General features: G+C 40.7%; 18 protein-coding genes. 13 read left to right on the forward strand and 5 right to left on the reverse strand.

Going from position 1 to position 18189, the window contains the following annotated elements:
* Window positions 1-71: 71 nt before the first annotated feature.
* Both rnjA and HMPREF0556_RS02225 read right to left on the reverse strand, forming a co-directional pair.
* The gene (rnjA, locus tag HMPREF0556_RS02220) at window positions 72-1739 is read right to left on the reverse strand and encodes a ribonuclease J1 (protein WP_003755053.1); all 1668 of its coding nucleotides are present in this window, start codon (window positions 1737-1739) and stop codon (window positions 72-74) included.
* A gap of 6 nt (window positions 1740-1745) precedes the next feature.
* The gene (locus HMPREF0556_RS02225; protein WP_003755056.1) at window positions 1746-1955 is read right to left on the reverse strand and encodes a DNA-dependent RNA polymerase subunit epsilon; all 210 of its coding nucleotides are present in this window, start codon (window positions 1953-1955) and stop codon (window positions 1746-1748) included.
* A gap of 743 nt (window positions 1956-2698) precedes the next feature.
* On the opposite strand from HMPREF0556_RS02225, the gene HMPREF0556_RS02230 reads away from it, so the two are divergent.
* The 3 genes from HMPREF0556_RS02230 to HMPREF0556_RS02240 all read left to right on the forward strand — a co-directional run bounded on the left by HMPREF0556_RS02230 (window position 2699) and on the right by HMPREF0556_RS02240 (window position 4495).
* Window positions 2699-2896: a hypothetical protein gene (locus tag HMPREF0556_RS02230; RefSeq protein WP_003755058.1), complete on the forward strand. Its 198-nt coding sequence runs from the start codon at window positions 2699-2701 to the stop codon at window positions 2894-2896.
* On the forward strand, window positions 2893-3567 hold the full coding sequence (locus HMPREF0556_RS02235; RefSeq protein ID WP_003755060.1) for a hypothetical protein: 675 nt from the start codon (window positions 2893-2895) through the stop codon (window positions 3565-3567). Before HMPREF0556_RS02230 ends, HMPREF0556_RS02235 begins: the two co-directional genes overlap by 4 nt.
* A 157-nt stretch (window positions 3568-3724) precedes the next feature.
* Window positions 3725-4495 (forward strand): Cof-type HAD-IIB family hydrolase, encoded by a 771-nt coding sequence (locus tag HMPREF0556_RS02240; RefSeq protein WP_003755061.1) that lies wholly within the window; start codon window positions 3725-3727, stop codon window positions 4493-4495.
* Window positions 4496-4540: 45 nt separating this feature from the next.
* Here HMPREF0556_RS02240 and def read toward each other — a convergent pair whose 3' ends face one another.
* Window positions 4541-5089 carry a peptide deformylase gene (gene def / locus HMPREF0556_RS02245; RefSeq protein WP_003755063.1) on the reverse strand — a complete coding sequence of 183 codons (549 nt, stop codon included), beginning with the start codon at window positions 5087-5089 and terminating at the stop codon, window positions 4541-4543.
* Between the two features lie 706 nt (window positions 5090-5795).
* Between def and pdhA the strand changes: the two genes are divergently transcribed.
* The 8 genes from pdhA (at window position 5796) to HMPREF0556_RS02285 (ending at window position 13404) form a co-directional block, all read left to right on the forward strand.
* Complete coding sequence (gene pdhA, locus HMPREF0556_RS02250) at window positions 5796-6911, forward strand: pyruvate dehydrogenase (acetyl-transferring) E1 component subunit alpha (RefSeq protein WP_003755066.1); 1116 nt, start codon at window positions 5796-5798, stop codon at window positions 6909-6911.
* Between the two features lie 2 nt (window positions 6912-6913).
* Complete coding sequence (locus tag HMPREF0556_RS02255; RefSeq protein WP_003755067.1) at window positions 6914-7891, forward strand: alpha-ketoacid dehydrogenase subunit beta; 978 nt, start codon at window positions 6914-6916, stop codon at window positions 7889-7891.
* Between the two features lie 116 nt (window positions 7892-8007).
* Window positions 8008-9648, forward strand: coding sequence for a dihydrolipoyllysine-residue acetyltransferase (locus HMPREF0556_RS02260; protein WP_003755069.1), 1641 nt, complete (start codon window positions 8008-8010; stop codon window positions 9646-9648).
* A 4-nt stretch (window positions 9649-9652) separates the two neighbouring features.
* Window positions 9653-11056, forward strand: a complete 1404-nt coding sequence (lpdA, locus tag HMPREF0556_RS02265; protein ID WP_003755071.1) for a dihydrolipoyl dehydrogenase — start codon at window positions 9653-9655, stop codon at window positions 11054-11056.
* 122 nt (window positions 11057-11178) lie between these two features.
* The gene (locus HMPREF0556_RS02270) at window positions 11179-11490 is read left to right on the forward strand and encodes a hypothetical protein (protein WP_003755073.1); all 312 of its coding nucleotides are present in this window, start codon (window positions 11179-11181) and stop codon (window positions 11488-11490) included.
* 152 nt (window positions 11491-11642) lie between these two features.
* Window positions 11643-12584 carry a Rossmann-fold NAD(P)-binding domain-containing protein gene (locus tag HMPREF0556_RS02275; RefSeq protein WP_003755075.1) on the forward strand — a complete coding sequence of 314 codons (942 nt, stop codon included), beginning with the start codon at window positions 11643-11645 and terminating at the stop codon, window positions 12582-12584.
* Window positions 12574-12846: a UPF0223 family protein gene (locus tag HMPREF0556_RS02280; protein WP_003755077.1), complete on the forward strand. Its 273-nt coding sequence runs from the start codon at window positions 12574-12576 to the stop codon at window positions 12844-12846. Before HMPREF0556_RS02275 ends, HMPREF0556_RS02280 begins: the two co-directional genes overlap by 11 nt.
* 18 nt (window positions 12847-12864) lie before the next feature.
* Window positions 12865-13404 (forward strand): DsbA family protein, encoded by a 540-nt coding sequence (locus HMPREF0556_RS02285; RefSeq protein ID WP_003755078.1) that lies wholly within the window; start codon window positions 12865-12867, stop codon window positions 13402-13404.
* Window positions 13405-13451: 47 nt separating this feature from the next.
* On the opposite strand, the gene HMPREF0556_RS02290 is transcribed toward HMPREF0556_RS02285, so the two are convergent.
* The gene (locus tag HMPREF0556_RS02290) at window positions 13452-14396 is read right to left on the reverse strand and encodes a magnesium transporter CorA family protein (RefSeq protein ID WP_003755080.1); all 945 of its coding nucleotides are present in this window, start codon (window positions 14394-14396) and stop codon (window positions 13452-13454) included.
* A 202-nt stretch (window positions 14397-14598) separates the two neighbouring features.
* On the reverse strand, window positions 14599-15213 hold the full coding sequence (locus tag HMPREF0556_RS02295; RefSeq protein ID WP_003755082.1) for a YktB family protein: 615 nt from the start codon (window positions 15211-15213) through the stop codon (window positions 14599-14601).
* A 150-nt stretch (window positions 15214-15363) separates the two neighbouring features.
* Here HMPREF0556_RS02295 and HMPREF0556_RS02300 point away from each other — a divergent pair, with 150 nt between their 5' ends.
* Both HMPREF0556_RS02300 and typA read left to right on the forward strand, forming a co-directional pair.
* Window positions 15364-16137: an inositol monophosphatase family protein gene (locus tag HMPREF0556_RS02300; RefSeq protein WP_003755083.1), complete on the forward strand. Its 774-nt coding sequence runs from the start codon at window positions 15364-15366 to the stop codon at window positions 16135-16137.
* A 160-nt stretch (window positions 16138-16297) separates the two neighbouring features.
* Window positions 16298-18136 carry a translational GTPase TypA gene (gene typA / locus HMPREF0556_RS02305; protein WP_003755085.1) on the forward strand — a complete coding sequence of 613 codons (1839 nt, stop codon included), beginning with the start codon at window positions 16298-16300 and terminating at the stop codon, window positions 18134-18136.
* The last annotated feature ends 53 nt before the right edge of the window (window positions 18137-18189 follow it).

Raw genomic sequence — 18189 nt, forward strand, 5'->3', positions numbered from 1 at the left:
AAGAGCTGACCTAATAAAAAACCAGAGAAACGAATCCGCTATGGATTGCTTCTCTGGTTTTTATTTATAGCTTAAACTTCCATAATGATCGGTAAGATCATTGGACGTCGTTTTGTTTTTTCGTATAAGAAAGGTTGTAGTGTATCGGTGATCTCGTTTTTGATCTCTGACCATTTGGAAGTTTGTTGTTCCATCACGTCTTTTAAGTGACGTTTCAAGATACTTTGCGCTTCGCCGATCAGATTACCGGATTCACGCATGTAGATAAAGCCGCGTGAGATAATATCTGGACCGGACATGATCTTCGAGTTTTTCATATCGATCGATACAACCACGATCACAAGACCTTCTTCGGAAAGCACATGGCGGTCGCGAAGTACGATGTTGCCGATGTCGCCAATACCGCTACCGTCAATATAGACGCTTGCTGCATGGATCTTACCAGCAAAACGAGCAGAATCAGCAGTCAATGCTAATACATCGCCATTACCAAGTACGAAACTGTTTTCAAGTGGAACTCCAGTCTCGAAGGCTGTTTCGGAGTGGATCTTTTGCATCCGGAATTCACCATGAATCGGCATGAAGTATTTCGGCTTCATCAAGCGAAGCATCAATAATTGTTCTTGTTTACCACCGTGACCGGAAGCATGAATGTTATTGACTTTTCCGTGGATCACATCTGCGCCTGCTTGATAAAGCAAGTTGATCGTGCGGTTGACACTGATCGTGTTTCCTGGAATTGGAGAAGAGGAGAAAACTACCGTGTCATTAGGCTGGATCTGGATCTGACGGTGTGTTCCATTAGCGATACGCGATAGCGCCGCCATTGGTTCTCCTTGACTTCCGGTACATAGAATCGTTACATTGCCGGCCGGTAAACGGTTCAACTGATGGGTGTCGATAAAGGTATCTTTAGGCGCTTGGATGTAGCCAAGTTGTCTGCCGATCTCGATCGCGGAATCCATACTTCTACCAAAAACAGCAATTTTGCGTCCTGCTTCGATCGAAGCTTCGACGACTTGTTGCAAGCGATACATATTGGAAGCAAAGGTAGCAAAAATAATTCGGCCTTCCACATCACGGAAGATATTTTTGATACTTTCACCCACGACACGTTCGCTTAATGAGAAAGTAGGCACTTCTGCGTTGGTACTGTCTGAAAGGAGGCAAAGTACGCCTTCTTTTCCGATTTCCGCCATTTTTGTCAAATTAGCAGGTTCGCCCACCGGTGTGAAATCAAACTTGAAGTCACCTGTATGCACGATATTACCAGAAGGTGTCTTCACAACGACTCCATAAGCATCTGGAATACTGTGCGTAGTTCGGAAGAAAGACACGCTTGTTTTCCGGAATTTAAATACATCATCTTCTTCAAATTCATAGATCTTTGCTTGACGCAAAAGACCATGTTCTTCCAATTTGTTACGGATAAGCGCACTGGCTAATTTACCGGCATAGATCGGAATATTCAGTTCGCGGAGTAAATAGGGGACTCCGCCGATATGGTCTTCGTGACCATGGGTAATGAAAAGACCTTTGATCTTTTCTTTGTTTTTTACGATATAGCTATAATCAGGAATTACATAATCAATCCCAAGTAGCTCATCTTCCGGGAACTTGATCCCAGCATCGATAAGAATGATCTCATCTTGAAATTGTACGCCATACGTATTTTTCCCGATTTCGCCCAGACCGCCCAAAGCGAAAACAGCTGTTTCATTATTCTTCACAAATTTCATAAAAACTTATTTCTCCCACAATTTAAAATCAGGTTGGGATTTTTCATATTCTAAATGTGCATCGCTCAATTTCTCGATGAATTCGATATGAAAATCTTGGGCTGCTAAGATTTGGCGTACTTCTACTTCGCTTTCAGCCTCAATATAGATAGATTGCGTGTTTTCGCGGACTGGCGTTTCACTGTTTGTTACTTGATAAAATACTTTAAAAATCATTATATTCGCTCCTTTAAAATAAAAAAATTGATTGGAAAACAAATCTTTATCCCCAATGTAAAAATCTGTTTCGTTCGCTTAGTCATTAAAATATAGAAATCGGACGTCTGATGATAGAAAAAAGACAAAGTTAAAGTGAAGTAAGCAACTAGCTTTCGTTTCCATGCGCTTACAGTTCCGTCATTTAACAGATTATAGATAGTAATTAAGACAAAATGACAGAGTATTTTTTCAAAAATAAAAAGCCATTTCGTAAAATTAACATCTCTTTTTCATGTGGTTAATGGGTAAAACAAATTCCGAACTATATCCTTGCTATCTAATATACCACAAATTCGCAGAAAAGCTACTACAAACCATTTAATTTCTTGAAAAGAGTGGAAGAATTCTTTTTTTTACATGCTTTTTTAGGCGGATTTTGAAATGCCTAAAAAAAATTTGATATTACTTTTTAGGATGAAAAGCAAAAATAAACGATATTTTATTAATGTAGATAAAATAAGTGCCCCATCTAACGTTTAAAAGTTTATTAAAAAAATTTAGCTTTTAAAAAAATTTGATTTATCACGAAAAAAGGAAAGATATATCGCTTTTGCTCAGTGGGATACAATGTGCTACAATGCTTTTAATAACAGCGGTTGTTTAAAGAGATAAGCATTGTTTGAAAATAAATAAGTGTTCACAAATAGTTATTTTATTCCTGTCACATTTCTAATCGATCATCATAGTAGGAGTTGGATAAAATGAAAAAATGGAGCAGTAGCCTTTTGATTTGTATGTTGCTAATTGGTGGCTTGCCAGTTACTACTCAAGCCGCAAACGGATATAATACTTACCCGGATAATCATAAATTAAAAGGCGGGGTCGACAATTATGGTGAAAATAGACGTTATTTTTGGATTCATCCTGATACTTATATGAAAAGGAGCGATCAGCGATGAAAAAAAGATATCTATTGATTGGCATTGGAACGAGTTTTTTGCTATTAGCAGGCTGTGGAAAGACTGAAGCAAAAATAGAACAGGCTCCCAAAAAAGCAAGTCTAACGGCAGAGATATTACAGAAAAAACCTGAAATGATAGGCAGTTCAGCATGTTATATCGGAGACGCTTCTACTATAAAAAAACAGCTGTTTAATGAGTATTCGGATACATCAGGGATAGCCGTTATTGGGAAAGTGACTGCTACTGAATCGATTCTTATCCAAGAAAGAAACTTTAAGGTCCCTCAAACTAAAATAACCTTATTAGTGACTAAAGTTTTGACCCAATCAGGTAAGGGGCTTGAAAACAAGAAAATCACTATTCTTGAAAGTGCAGGTTATGATAAACAAACCAACGAACTGCATCTTTCAGAAGGTACCATGCCAACTGAAAAAAATACGGATGTTGCCTATGTTATTGGGAAGGGAACCGATTATATCAAGGAAGAACATTATTTCCCCTCATATGGTGCACGTTCCACCTTCATCAAACAAGGAAACACTTACAAAATCAAAAAGCCAGTAGATGTGGAAAACTACAAAGTAAAACGCGATTATGGCGCTGACAGCAAAAAAGAAAACGAAGCATTAAATAAAGAAATGAACGAATTGATAGAGAAAAATAAATAATAGCGCAAAAAACTAGGTTGCCGATTTCTTCGTAAGAGGAAGAAATCGGCAACCTAGTTTTTATTTTCCTCACAAAAGTCCGCGCCGCCTATCGTTTTTCGCTGCTTATTCTGCTATACTTAACCATAGAAAAAGAATCAAAGCAAAGGAGAGACACATGACTAAAATCGTATTTTTTGATGTGGACGGAACATTGCTGAATGAAGAAAAGCAGCTTCCGGAATCCACGAAAGCCGCTGTTCGCTTATTACAAGAAAATGGCATTTATGTAGCGATTTCAACTGGGCGGGCACCATTTATGCTAGAGGCGTTGTGCAAAGAACTGGATATTCGCTCGTATGTTTGTTTTAACGGACAGTACGTTGTATTTGAAGGGGAAGCAGTGTATACGAAACCACTTCCGCAAGAATCGCTGGAGAGATTGATCGCAGATGCGACAGAACATGATCATCCGATTGTTTTTTCGGCGGTGGATGAAATGCGTGTGAACTTACCTGACCACAACAGTGTCCATCAAGGAATGAGCTCACTAAAACTTAGCTATCCAAAAGTAGATGCCAGCTTTTACAAAGGCAGCGAAATTTATCAATGCTTATTGTTTTGTACAGAGGAATATGACCATTATTATACGGAAAAATTCCCACAATACCGTTTCTTACGCTGGCATGAGTCATCGGTCGATGTTTGTCCAGCTAACGGATCAAAAGCTGTGGGCATAAGAGAAGCAATCCGAAAATTAGGGTTTTCGATGGAAGATACCTATGCTTTCGGTGATGGGCTGAACGATATCGATATGCTGCAGGAAGTAGGGTGCGGCGTTGCGATGGGGAATGCACGACCAGAAGTGAAGGAAGTAGCGGATTACATTACATCTCATGTGGATGAAGATGGTATATGGAACGCTTTGAAACATTTTAAATTGATCTAAAAAAAGCAGCTTGAAACCGAATGGCGTTCGATTTCAAGCTGCTTTTTAGCCGATAACATCCACATCTGGTGGCAATGCATTCGGATTTTTGTCATTGATATGATCGTAAAACATCACACCGTTCAAATGATCGATCTCGTGCTGAACAACGATCGCCGGGTAGCTTTTAAGGCGAAGCTTGATCGGATTGCCGTCTTCATCGAAAGCTTCGATCGTGACGCGCTCTTTCCGAACGACGAAGCCGGGAACTTCCCGGTCGACAGATAAACAGCCTTCGCCGCCAGCAAGGCAAGCTTCCTGCACGGAATGACTGCGGATTTTAGGGTTATAAAGCGTGTAGCTGTAGGTGCGGTCTTCATCCTCGATATGGATGGCAATGATACGTTTTAAAACTGCTAATTGCGGAGCAGCAAGACCCACGCCACCGCGTAAACCGTATTTTTCAGCAATTTCTTCATCTTGGCTATTTTTTAAAAAAGTGAGCATTTCGCGTCCTAATTCTTTCTCTTCTTGAGAAAGGGGGAACGTTACTTCGTCTGCAACTTTGCGAAGTGCTGGATGCCCCTCGCGAACGATATCGTCCATCGTAAGCATAATTATTCTCTCCTGTCTTTTGTTAAACTACAATTATTTTAGCAGACCTTTTGAAAAAAATAAATAAATTAAGTTAGAAAGGGAAATAATCGGGTAATTAAAAAGGCGAACCTTTTTCGGGAGGTATTCTGTTATCATTCGTTATATAGGTGATTCTATTTTTACTAAAGTTTGTGAATTCACAAACTTTAGTAAAAAGACTTCATTCCTTCAAAGGAATGTGTTTTATTGTCGTATGAAGCTTATTGTATAACAGATACGATTTTGAACAGCGGTTTTTAATACAGTGCAAAAATGCGAATGATTGGGTTTGCAAAGCGAATGTAAGCGATAGTTTTTTGTGAGCCCTCTTGTTGACTTCCCATTAATTGTGGTGTAAATTATAAGAGAAGATTGGTGTGTATTAATAATAAGACGCGATTTGATTAAAACAGAATGTAATGCGTTTTGCTTAAAAACGTACTTTTGTGCTGCGTGATTATGTGAAAAAAGCTCATTTCACAAAAAGGGTTGAGTGTTTTCGCATAAAACGACCTTACAGCAACATTCTATTTCAATAGTTAAACGCATTGGAATGCGTCTTTGCTAGTATACACAATCAGGAAAGTCAGAGATAACTTGAGGCATACGGATTGCTACTTTTTTCTGTGATTGCTTGAAGCAGTGCTCTGTATAACTTGTTAATAAGGAAAGGAAGAGATACAAAATGGCTTCTAAAGCGAAGAAGGCAGTTATTGATGTAAAGAAACAGTTTGATACCGTTGGCAAGCAATTTGAAATGGTTCAAATCTTAAATGAAAAAGGGGAAGTCGTGAGTCCAGACTTAATGCCTGACTTAACGGACGATCAATTAGTAGAATTAATGACACGCATGGTTTGGACACGCGTACTTGATCAACGTTCGATCTCATTGAACCGTCAAGGACGTTTAGGTTTCTATGCGCCAACTGCAGGTCAAGAAGCAAGTCAACTAGCAAGCCACTATGCGCTTGAAAAACAGGACTACATCCTTCCAGGATACCGTGATGTGCCACAATTGATCTGGCACGGACTACCATTGACAAAAGCATTCTTATTCTCACGCGGACACTTTGTAGGGAACCAATTCCCAGATGATTTGAACGTGCTTTCTCCACAAATCATCATCGGCGCACAAATCGTACAAGCTGCAGGCGTTGCACTAGGTCTTAAAAAACGTAAAAAAGATGCTGTCGTAATCACGTATACTGGTGACGGTGGTTCTTCTCAAGGGGACTTCTATGAAGGAATGAACTTTGCAGGTGCTTATCATGCTCCAGCGATCTTTGTTGTTCAAAACAACATGTTTGCGATCTCAACTCCTCGTGAAAAACAAACTGCTGCCGTAACATTGGCTCAAAAAGCAGTAGCAGCTGGTATCCCAGGCGTACAAGTAGATGGAATGGATCCGTTAGCAGTTTACGCGGTTACTAAATTCGCCCGTGAACGCGCAGTAGCAGGTGACGGCCCAACATTGATCGAAACGATGACTTATCGTTATGGTCCACACACACTTTCTGGTGATGATCCAACTCGTTACCGTACAAAAGATCTTGACAGCGAGTGGGAACTGAAAGATCCAATCGTTCGTTTCCGTACTTTCCTTGAAGGTAAAGGTCTTTGGAACGAAGAAAAAGAAAATGAAGTAATCGAAAAAGCAAAAGAAGAAATCAAAACAGCGATCAAAGAAGCAGACGCAACACCAAAACAAAAAGTTACGGATCTTCTTAAAAATATGTATGAAGTACCAACTGCTCCAATCAAAGAGCAACTGGCAATTTATGAAGCGAAGGAGTCGAAATAATCATGGCGCAAAAAACAATGATTCAAGCGATTACAGATGCGCTTGCAGTTGAACTTAAAAATGATGAAAACGTCTTAGTATTCGGTGAAGACGTTGGTAAAAATGGCGGAGTTTTCCGTGCAACAGAAGGCTTGCAAGAACAATTCGGCGAAGATCGTGTATTTGATACACCACTTGCTGAATCCGGTATCGGTGGTCTTGCGATCGGTCTTTCTTTAGAAGGGTTCCGTCCGGTTGCTGAAATCCAATTTTTTGGTTTTGTATTTGAAGTAATGGATTCTGTAGCAGGTCAATTAGCTCGTATGCGTTACCGTACTGGTGGCACTCGTAATGCTCCAGTCGTAATCCGCGCGCCATTCGGCGGTGGTGTTCATACTCCTGAACTTCATGCTGATAACTTGGAAGGTTTGATTGCGCAATCCCCAGGTCTTAAAGTAGTTATCCCATCGACACCTTATGATGCAAAAGGATTATTGATCTCCGCGATCCGCGACAATGACCCAGTTGTTTTCTTAGAACACATGAAATTATACCGTTCATTCCGTGAAGAAGTTCCGGATGAAGAATATACAGTAGAAATCGGTAAAGCTGCTGTTCGCCGAGAAGGTACAGACGTAACGATCGTTACTTACGGTGCAATGGTTCAAGAATCTCTAAAAGCAGCAGAAGCTTTAGAAAAAGAAGGCGTATCTGTAGAAGTAATCGACTTGCGTACAGTAAGTCCAATCGATACAGACACAATCGTTGCTTCTGTTAAGAAAACCAACCGTGCTGTTGTTGTTCAAGAAGCGCAAAAACAAGGCGGAGTTGCTGCAAACGTGGTTGCTGAAATCAACGACCGTGCAATTCTTTCCCTAGAAGCTCCTGTTATGCGAGTTACAGCTCCAGACAGTATCTTCCCATTCTCGCAAGCAGAAACAGTTTGGCTTCCAAACCACAATGATATTATTGAACGCGTAAAAGAAGTCATTGCTTTCTAATGTAAGCAAATCGGATTATATACTTGCAGTAGGGATTCGTTCCTTACTGCAAGTCCCTATAAACAGAAGACTTTCGGGCAAAGCAATTTGAACAAATAATAGGAGGCTAATATATAATGGCATATTCATTTAAATTACCGGATATTGGTGAAGGTATCCATGAGGGCGAAATCGTAAAATGGTTCGTTAAACCAGGCGATAAAGTAGAAGAAGATCAAGCAATCTTTGAAGTACAAAACGACAAATCCGTAGAAGAAATCACTTCTCCAGTAGACGGAACAGTCAAAGAGATCTTAGTGGAAGAAGGAACAGTTGCAACAGTTGGTCAATCATTGATCACTTTTGATGGCGTGGAAGGTCACGAAAATGACGAAGAAGCTGCTCCAGCTCCAGCTCCAGCACAAGAAGAAAAAGCAGAAGCTCCTGCAGCGGCACCAGCTGGCGGTTCTGGCATTTATGAATTCAAATTACCGGATATCGGTGAAGGAATCCATGAAGGCGAAATCGTAAAATGGTTCGTTAAACCAGGCGACAAAGTAGAAGAAGATCAAGCCATCTTTGAAGTGCAAAATGATAAATCCGTAGAAGAAATCACTTCTCCAGTAGACGGAACAGTCAAAGAGATCTTAGTAGAAGAAGGAACAGTTGCAACAGTCGGTCAAGGACTTGTAACCTTTGAAGGCGAGTTTGAAAACGAAACTTCCCATGCTTCTACGCCGGAATCTCCTGCTGATACTGCAGAACTTGAGAAAAATGATGCTGCGAATGTCGGCGCTACAGCTACAGAAAACAAAGTCGCTAAAAAAGATCCAAACGGTATCGTGATCGCAATGCCATCTGTTCGTAAATATGCACGTGAACAAGGTGTAGATATTACCCAAGTTGGCGGCAGCGGCAAAAACAACCGTATCCTAAAAGCAGACATTGACGCATTTGCAAATGGCGGAGCTACTGCTACATCTGAAAATACATCTACTGCTAAATCGACAACTGATGAAAAAGTGGAAGAACCAACTGCAGCTAAATCAAAACAAGCAGCACCATCTGGTGATGCATACCCTGAAACACGCGAAAAACTTTCGCCAACACGTCGTGCGATCGCAAAAGCAATGGTCAACTCAAAACACACTGCCCCACATGTTACATTGATGGACGAAATCGAAGTAACTGCTCTTATGGCGCACCGCAAACGTTTCAAAGAAGTGGCAGCAGAAAAAGGTATCAAGCTGACTTTCTTGCCATACATGGTAAAAGCTTTAGTAGCAACATTGCGTGAATTCCCTGTTCTTAACACAACAATGGATGACAAAACAGAAGAATTAGTGTACAAACACTACTTTAACGTAGGTATTGCAGCAGATACAGACCACGGTCTATATGTTCCTGTAATCAAAAATGCTGATCAAAAATCTGTCTTCGCGATTTCTGATGAAATCAATGAATTAGCTGGTAAAGCACGTGACGGAAAACTGACTGCAGACGAAATGCGTCACGGTTCTGCAACGATTTCCAACATTGGTTCTGCTGGTGGACAATGGTTCACTCCAGTTATCAACTACCCAGAAGTTGCTATTCTAGGCGTTGGACGCATTGCACAAAAACCAATCGTAAAAGATGGCGAAATTGTAGCGGCTCCAGTACTAGCATTATCATTAAGCTTCGATCACCGTGTGATTGACGGCGCAACAGCTCAAAAAGCAATGAACAATATCAAACGGTTATTGAATGACCCAGAATTATTACTAATGGAGGCGTAAAATTATGGTAGTAGGAGATTTTCCAGAAGAACGCGATACAATCGTTATTGGTGCCGGCCCTGGTGGCTATGTAGCTGCAATACGCGCTGCACAACTTGGTCAAAAAGTAACAATTATTGAAAAAGCAAATTATGGCGGTGTCTGCTTGAATGTTGGATGTATTCCTTCTAAAGCGCTTATTACGATCGGTCACCGTTTCAAAGAAGCTAACCATTCCGCAAACATGGGGATCAATGCAGACAATGTCAGCCTTGATTTCACTAAAGCACAAGAATGGAAAGGCAGCGTTGTAAACAAACTTACTGGAGGCGTTAAAGCGCTTCTTAAAAAGAATAAAGTTGAAATGGTAGAAGGCGAAGCATTTTTCGTTGACGAACACTCTTTACGTGTTATTCACCCGGATTCTGCCCAAACGTATACATTCAACAACGTTATCGTAGCAACTGGATCTCGTCCAATCGAAATCCCAGGTTTCAAATTCGGTAAACGTGTACTAAGTTCTACTGGTGCACTTGCCCTTACAGAAGTTCCGAAAAAATTAGTTGTCATCGGTGGCGGCTATATCGGTACAGAACTTGGCGGAGCATTTGCCAACCTTGGAACAGACCTTACTATTCTTGAAGGTGGTCCAGAAATCTTACCAACTTATGAAAAAGACATGGTTTCGCTTGTAAAACGCAATTTGAAAGACAAAAACGTAGAAATCGTAACAAAAGCACTCGCAAAATCTGCTGAAGAAACAGAAAACGGTGTGAAAGTTACGTACGAATCTAACGGCGAAACAAAAGAAATCGAAGCAGATTACGTGTTAGTAACAGTAGGTCGTCGTCCAAATACAGACGAACTAGGCTTAGAACAAGCAGGCGTTAAATTAAACGAACGTGGCTTGATCGAAGTTGACAAACAAGGCCGTACAAACGTATCTAACATCTTTGCGATCGGCGATATCGTACCTGGCGTTCCTTTGGCTCACAAAGCTAGCTACGAAGCTAAAATTGCTGCAGAAGCAATTTCCGGCGAAAAATCCGAAATCGATTATAACGCACTTCCAGCAGTAGTATTCAGTGATCCTGAACTTGCTACAGTTGGTTTGACAGAAAAAGAAGCAAAAGAAAAAGGTATCGATGCAAAAGCAGCTAAATTCCCATTCGGTGGTAATGGACGTGCGCTTTCGCTAGATGCTCCAGAAGGATTTGTGCGTTTAGTTACTCGTAAATCCGATGGTTTGGTTATCGGTGCTCAAGTTGCTGGAATGAACGCTTCTGATATTATCTCAGAAATCGGTCTAGCAATTGAAACTGGCGTAACTGCAGAAGATATTGCGTTGACTATCCATGCGCATCCGTCTCTTGGCGAATTGACAATGGAAGCAGCTGAACTTGCATTAGGACGTCCAATCCACATTTAATACAACGAAAACGCTATTCTATTTAGAATAGCGTTTTCTTCTATAAAAAAACTATCTGTTTAAGAAAAAAAGGCGTATAATGACAAAGTAGGTCTAAAATCAGAAATCAACTAGGTGAGAATATGGGAAAAAATGTATCAATCGGTAAAAAAATCACATTTTGGGTTGTTTATCTAGTAGCTGCAGTTTGTTTTGTGTTGACGATCATCGCTTTCTTTATTGGTTTTCTGCATCATTTACATGACACAGGCGGTTGGCGATCCGTTATCGAGATCTTGGCAACACCGATCACTGGCTTTTTGAAAATGACAAAGGGCGTTATTGAAAAATCATTTTTTGAAATGCTGCTTTTAGTCGTTGTAAGCTATATCATGCCAATCTTGTTTATTGTTTTCACATCATTATTAAAGAAAAGACGCCAACTCGAAGACTAAAAAAACCTTTATGGTTTTTTTTTTGCTCTTAATAGCGAAAAACCAACAAATCTGGAATACTATCTTTCCCGCTAGGAACTGCTTTTTAGAGCAATTCATTGTATAAATAAAAATCGCCATGCTACAATAAAGACTAGAGAAGGAGGCTTGCTATGAGAGACGCGTTGAAAATAGCCATTATTGGCAAAGACCCTGCTATACCTTTATTATTACAAGCGTTGCTGCGTTGGGATCAGCGAACGGCGATCAGTGTCGTCGATGAGGCCTATCGTCCAGCAGTTAGCGATTATGCGTTTAGTCAGTACTACCATTCTAGAGCGATAATTCAGGGAACCACCTATGCGACCTGCAAAGAAGCAGAGATCGCGATCTTCTTTCAAGAAGAAATGAATGACCTTGATCTTTCAGGAAATCTGGAACTGCTTCAGTCGAAAGTGAAAAAGATGATGCAAAGCGGTTTTTATGGAAAAGTAATTGTGGCAACGAAGTATAGTAATGAAGCGGCTAGCGAGATCAAACGGCTTTCTGGGCTGCCGGCTCAGAATATCATCGCCATCGGGACTTTGCTCTTGACTAGATTCGTGCAGTTTCAATTAGCAACCAAATTTCAAGTGTCTTCCGAAAATGTACACAGCTATGTGATCGGAGATAGTGAAGCACATACTTTGCCGCTATGGAGCAGAAGTTATATCGGTGTAAAACCACTGCTGACCTATATCGCCGAACAAAATGAGCTGTTTTCACCAGGCGACTTGCAACAACTGGAACAAAATCTGGCGGATGTCACTGCGCTTGATCAGCTGTCGTTTGGAATGGAATCGGCACTCGTATTTGGAATCACCGAGATTTTGGAAGCGATCGCTTTCGATCAATCGAAAGTTTTAACTGTCGGAATTGAGGTAAACACTAAATATGCAGTTCCCGAGCCATTGTTTCTGAGCCTTCCTGCTGTTATTGCAAAAGAAGGGGTCAAAAACGTATTAGAGATCAAGTTATCCGAACAAGAACAGAAAAATTTAGATCAGATTGTCGCTGCCCATTTGGCAAATCCAATATGGAGTGGCAAGGAGGGGGAAGGAACTCATGGAATATAGCTATCCGATCGACCCGGAGTGGACGAGAGAAGAAATCACAGAAGTAGTAGCTTTCTTAGCAGTGATCGAGCAGGCGTATGAAGCAGGCGCGAGTGTCGCTGAGATCAAAGAAAGGTATGTCCGTTTTAAAAACGTGGTCCCCTCTAAAGGTGAAGAAAAACAAATCGGGAACCAATTTGAAGACGCTAGCGGTTATTCCATCTACCGCGTGATGAAAGAAGTGAAAGATGCTTCCACCAGCTACATCAAAATGCGTCCTTAATTAAAGGAGGAAATAAACATGGATATAAGTCAAATCAAAGCAAATGAAGTAGATGCAAAAACAGGGATTCACATTGGCAGAGAAGATGCTCCCGTCAAGGTGATCTCATTCGTCAATTTAAGATGCCCGTTCTGCCGCCAGTGGCAAGATAAATCACGCGAGGTGATCGCTGAATTTATCGAAGAAGGTAAAATCGAATTGATCGTGAAACCTTTTGATAAAGAAAAAGAAAGCTTACAGCGCGGTAACGTAACACATCGTTATTTGGATTATGAAAATCCGAAAATCGCGCTACAACAAATCGAAGAAATCTATAACACGCAAGATGATTGGGGAAGTCTACCACTTGATGAAGTCGGTGGTTACATGGAGCAAACACTAGGCTATACGGAGAAAAACAACCAATCTGCAGCAGAAAAAATCGTGGAAGAAGCAAACCGCGCCAACATCGTTTTCGTACCAACTGTCATCGTCGGGGAATACATTTTCGATGAACATATTGAACCGAAAGAACTGGCGAATCTGTTGGATAAAGAAGTAGAAAAATCGAAGGCATAAGAAAAAGCAGCCCGATACTCTCTAAAAGAGCGGGCTGCTTTTTTATGTCAAAAGAACTTTCTTCTCCAGAAAATAAAGGTAACGATACCAGCGATCCCAAAAGAAATGCCGAGTGTCAGCATCCAAGAGAATGGGAAATTATCTAATGGCAAAGCCACATTCATGCCGTAAAAACTGAAAACCATTGTCGGGATCGTTAAAATGATCGTAAAGGAAGTTAGGAACTTCATGACAACGTTCATATTATTGGAAATGATCGAAGCATAAGCATCCATCATTCCACTCAGGATATTAGAATGGACTTCTGCCATTTCGATACCTTGTCGATTTTCAATGATAACATCTTCTAAGAGATCTTGATCCTCTTCGTACATTTTCACGATATTTTGTCGCATCATTTTGTCCAAAATAAGCTTATTGGATTTCAGTGCGGTCACAAAGTAAACCAAACTTTTTTCGATCCCCATCAAATCGTATAGTTGTTTATTCTTCATCGAAACGTGCAATTCTTTTTCGATTTCATCAGTTTGCCGGTTCAAACGTTTTAGATGGCGCAAGAACTGAGTCGAGATCATATATTGGATCTGCAAAGCGAATCGTGTCTTCATATGGGAATAAAACCCTTTGATGCGTTTTCGGATAAAAGATTGGATAATGGAAGACTCTACCGTACAAATGGTAAAAAAATAATCTTTTGTCAGAATAATACCAAGCGGCAGTGTTTCAAACGATGCGTAATGAATGTCGTCCTCATCGACAATTGGAAAATCGGAAATAATCAATACAGAATCTGTATCATCATCCCGTTCGATCCGGGCACTTTCATCTTTATCGAGTGAATCCTCCAAGAATTCAAGCGGGATATCATATTGTTCCGCTAATTGGTTGATTTCTTCCGAGGTGGGAGCAACGATGTTGATCCAAGCGCCTCTAGAAGCTACTTCTACTTCTTCAAGTTGTCCTTGTTCATTAGATTTGAAAATTTGGTGCATGACCAATACCTCCTTTTTTAGGCAGGCAGGCTTTCCACCATTTGTAACGTGAAAATATCGCCTGCCTTATTACTTCGATGTGGTTCAGGTTCATTAATGATATGCTGGGCTTTTTCCACGTTCTTTCATCTCCTTTGATATAGAAAATACTCACAACCAATTAATTATAACGATTTTTCACAGATTTGTATAGCCTTGATTTTTATTGGAAAGCATCTTTATAAAAAGGTAGCAGTTTTGTAAGGACGGACTTGATTTCTTCCGTGCAAGCAGAGCCGGAATGGATCTTTTTATCAGTCGGCTGATAAATTTTTCCGATCAGGAATTCTCCTTTTTTCACGTCACGAAAACGGCGCAGTGTTTTTTCTAAGGCAGCCTGTTCTAATGGGAAAGTTTTTCTTTCCGTGTGATCTGGAGAAATCGAAAAATCAGCTGGTAATGCTAAGAAATCAGCTTCTGATTTTAAATAGTTATCAGCGATAAATGTCCGTTCCTCGTTTTCATAAATAAATGCAAGCCAGACAAATAAGTATTCATCGTATAAACCTACTTGGAAATGCGGATGTTTCTTATATCCGCGTTTATCATGGCCGATCGCCAGCCATGTGCTGTCAGGCGGATTAACGGAGCGGCGTGCATGTTTTGCGATATGCAAATACATGGGCACAGCTAATTCTTTCTCTAAAAAAGAAGTCAGCTCATCTCCAAGCGTTTGAAATTTTGGTTGGATATTTTGGCGGATAGCCTCCATGCGATTATCGAGTCCAGGGAGCTGCATTGCTTTGAAATCATCATTTGTAAAACCTTTAAAAGTCATTTAGCCACTTTCCTTTCTTATTTACTATTTTCTATTATACGAAACATTCGCTGTTTATAAAAGAAATCCCTTTTAAGCCAAACCAGAAGATAAAAGCAACGATCTGTGATAAAATAAACATTACGAAGCAATGATTAAGGAGCGAAACTAATGAATAAAGCGCTAATCGAAGGACTCGTAGTAGAGTGGATAAAAGAAGCTGCCCAAAAAATAAAAGATTCCTTTCAAAATGAGTTGGAGATCGATCAAAAATCAGGACGCAACGATCTGGTCACAAATATGGATAAAGAAACAGAAACTTTTTTTGTGGAAAAAATCAAGGAGCATTTCCCAGACCATCGTGTTTTCGGAGAGGAAGGTATCGCCGAGAAACTAGAAGACCTAGCAGGTGTAGTTTGGATCATCGACCCGATCGATGGCACCCTGAATTTTGTTTTGCAGCAACGCGACTTTGCAATCTCAATCGCGATCTATGTGGATGGAGTGGGCGAACTGGCTTACATTTATGATGTAGAGCGTGAAGAATTATATACAGGCGAGCGCGGAAAAGGTGCTTACTTGAATGGGAAAAAGATCCCGCCACTGGACAAAAACAAAACATTGGATGATCTTTTGCTGATCATCAATCAAAGCACGCTTTATCATTATCCAGAACTTCGCAAAGCGATCAGCCGTTCGCGGGGGCTGCGTCTCCAAGGAGCGGCCACACTGGAATTCATGTCCGTTGCGACAGGAAGAGCAGGCGCTTATGTGTCCCGGACGCTGCAGCCATGGGACATTGCTGCAGGGAAGATCATCGCCGGTGAGATCGGAGCGATCGTTACCCGGATGGATGGAACGGAAATCGATATGCTGACAGGCGGAACGATCGTAGTAGCCAGTCCGAAAATACATGAAGAGCTAGTCCAAAACTATCTTTCTTGATTTATTTTCAAAAAACAGTGCCAAAACAAAAGCAATATGATATAATAGGTAAGTTGATTAAAACACTATGTTAAGCAGAGGAAAATCATGACATTTTCCTCTTTATTTGGATATATCAAAATGACAGGAATATGAAAGTTCTTTAGGAGGAATTTAGAAAGTGAATTTAAGAGAAGATATTCGTAATGTTGCAATTATTGCCCACGTTGACCATGGTAAAACTACCTTAGTAGATGAGTTACTAAGTCAATCCGGTACATTCAGTGATCATGAACAAGTAGAAGAACGCGCAATGGACAGCAACGCCATTGAAAAAGAACGCGGAATCACGATTTTAGCAAAAAATACTGCTATCAACTACAAAGGTACACACATCAATATCTTAGATACACCTGGACACGCCGATTTCGGTGGCGAAGTAGAACGTATCATGAAAATGGTTGACGGTGTTGTATTAGTAGTAGATGCTTATGAAGGAACAATGCCGCAAACACGTTTTGTACTGAAAAAAGCATTGGAACAACACTTGCGTCCGTTAGTAGTTGTCAATAAGATCGACCGTCCTTCTGCTCGTCCAGAGGAAGTCGTAGATGAGATTTTAGAATTATTTATCGAATTAGGTGCAGATGACGAGCAATTGGAATTCCCAGTTGTTTATGCTGCTGCTGTAAATGGAACAAGCTCTTTGAGCGCTGACCCTAAGGATCAACAAAAAACAATGGAACCGATTTTCGATCTAATCATCAATCACGTTCCAGCACCAGTGGACAATAGCGATGAACCACTTCAATTCCAAGTATCCTTACTTGATTATAACGACTATGTTGGTCGTATCGGTATCGGTCGTATCTTCCGTGGGACGATGGCAGTTGGTCAATCGGTATCTCTGATCAAATTAGACGGGACCGTCAAAAATTTCCGTGTTACAAAAATGTTCGGTTTCTTAGGATTGAAACGTGTGGAGATCCAAGAAGCAAAAGCAGGGGATCTAGTAGCTGTTTCCGGTATGGAAGACATTTTCGTCGGTGAAACCGTAACACCGGCTGATCACCAAGACGCTTTACCGGTACTTCGCATCGACGAACCAACACTGCAAATGACTTTCGTAACGAATAACAGTCCTTTCGCAGGTCGCGAAGGGAAACATGTTACTTCCCGTAAAATCGAAGAACGCTTACTTGCAGAATTGCAAACAGACGTAAGTTTACGTATCGACCCAACAGATTCTCCTGATGCTTGGACAGTTTCCGGACGTGGCGAGTTGCATTTATCGATCTTGATCGAAAACATGCGTCGTGAAGGTTACGAACTGCAAGTTTCGAAACCAGAAGTAATCATTCGCGAAATCGATGGTGTGAAATGTGAACCGGTTGAACGCGTGCAAGTCGATATCCCAGAAGAATATATGGGTGGCGTAATGGAATCCCTTAACTCACGTAAGGGGGAAATGCAAGACATGATCAACGATGGTTCTGGACAGATCCGCTTGATTTTCCATGTTCCTTCTCGTGGCTTGATTGGTTATACAACAGAATTCCTTTCCTTAACACGTGGATACGGAATCATCAACCATACATTTGACAGCTACCAACCTATCCAAAAAGGCCGTGTCGGCGGACGTAGTCGTGGTGTACTTGTTTCCATGGAAACTGGTAAAACAACGACTTACGGTATCATGCAAGTGGAAGACCGCGGAACGATCTTTGTAGAACCGGGTACTGATATTTATGAAGGTATGATCGTCGGCGAAAACAACCGCGAAGGGGATATCGCTGTCAACGTTGTTCGAGCTAAACAAATGACTAACGTTCGTTCTGCGAATAAAGATCAAACAAACGTTATCAAAAAACCACGTATCTTGACATTAGAAGAATCTTTGGAATTCTTGAATGACGATGAGTATTGTGAAGTTACACCAGAAAGCATTCGTCTGCGTAAGAAGATCCTTAACAAAAATGAACGTGAAAAAGCAGCAAAACGCTCTAAAACAAACGATTAATCATTGGAAATCAAAGAGTCCTGTAGCTAGTTTACAGGACTCTTTTTTTAAAA

The sequence above is a fragment of the Listeria grayi DSM 20601 genome, from assembly GCF_000148995.1.
Classification (GTDB): Bacteria; Bacillota; Bacilli; order Lactobacillales; family Listeriaceae; genus Listeria; species Listeria grayi.

Excerpts from the sequence above, each read along its gene's own strand:
- HMPREF0556_RS02240 (WP_003755061.1), top strand. The coding sequence starts at position 3,725 with ATGACTAAAATCGTATTTTTTGATGTGGACGGAACATTGCTGAATGAA.
- HMPREF0556_RS02280 (WP_003755077.1), top strand. The coding sequence starts at position 12,574 with ATGGAATATAGCTATCCGATCGACCCGGAGTGGACGAGAGAAGAAATC.
- HMPREF0556_RS02275 (WP_003755075.1), top strand. The coding sequence starts at position 11,643 with ATGAGAGACGCGTTGAAAATAGCCATTATTGGCAAAGACCCTGCTATA.
- rnjA (WP_003755053.1), bottom strand. The coding sequence starts at position 1,739 with ATGAAATTTGTGAAGAATAATGAAACAGCTGTTTTCGCTTTGGGCGGT.
- HMPREF0556_RS02295 (WP_003755082.1), bottom strand. The coding sequence starts at position 15,213 with ATGACTTTTAAAGGTTTTACAAATGATGATTTCAAAGCAATGCAGCTC.
- HMPREF0556_RS02285 (WP_003755078.1), top strand. The coding sequence starts at position 12,865 with ATGGATATAAGTCAAATCAAAGCAAATGAAGTAGATGCAAAAACAGGG.
- def (WP_003755063.1), bottom strand. The coding sequence starts at position 5,089 with ATGCTTACGATGGACGATATCGTTCGCGAGGGGCATCCAGCACTTCGC.
- HMPREF0556_RS02225 (WP_003755056.1), bottom strand. The coding sequence starts at position 1,955 with ATGATTTTTAAAGTATTTTATCAAGTAACAAACAGTGAAACGCCAGTC.
- HMPREF0556_RS02230 (WP_003755058.1), top strand. The coding sequence starts at position 2,699 with ATGAAAAAATGGAGCAGTAGCCTTTTGATTTGTATGTTGCTAATTGGT.
- HMPREF0556_RS02260 (WP_003755069.1), top strand. The coding sequence starts at position 8,008 with ATGGCATATTCATTTAAATTACCGGATATTGGTGAAGGTATCCATGAG.
- HMPREF0556_RS02270 (WP_003755073.1), top strand. The coding sequence starts at position 11,179 with ATGGGAAAAAATGTATCAATCGGTAAAAAAATCACATTTTGGGTTGTT.
- pdhA (WP_003755066.1), top strand. The coding sequence starts at position 5,796 with ATGGCTTCTAAAGCGAAGAAGGCAGTTATTGATGTAAAGAAACAGTTT.
- HMPREF0556_RS02255 (WP_003755067.1), top strand. The coding sequence starts at position 6,914 with ATGGCGCAAAAAACAATGATTCAAGCGATTACAGATGCGCTTGCAGTT.
- HMPREF0556_RS02300 (WP_003755083.1), top strand. The coding sequence starts at position 15,364 with ATGAATAAAGCGCTAATCGAAGGACTCGTAGTAGAGTGGATAAAAGAA.
- HMPREF0556_RS02235 (WP_003755060.1), top strand. The coding sequence starts at position 2,893 with ATGAAAAAAAGATATCTATTGATTGGCATTGGAACGAGTTTTTTGCTA.
- lpdA (WP_003755071.1), top strand. The coding sequence starts at position 9,653 with ATGGTAGTAGGAGATTTTCCAGAAGAACGCGATACAATCGTTATTGGT.
- HMPREF0556_RS02290 (WP_003755080.1), bottom strand. The coding sequence starts at position 14,396 with ATGCACCAAATTTTCAAATCTAATGAACAAGGACAACTTGAAGAAGTA.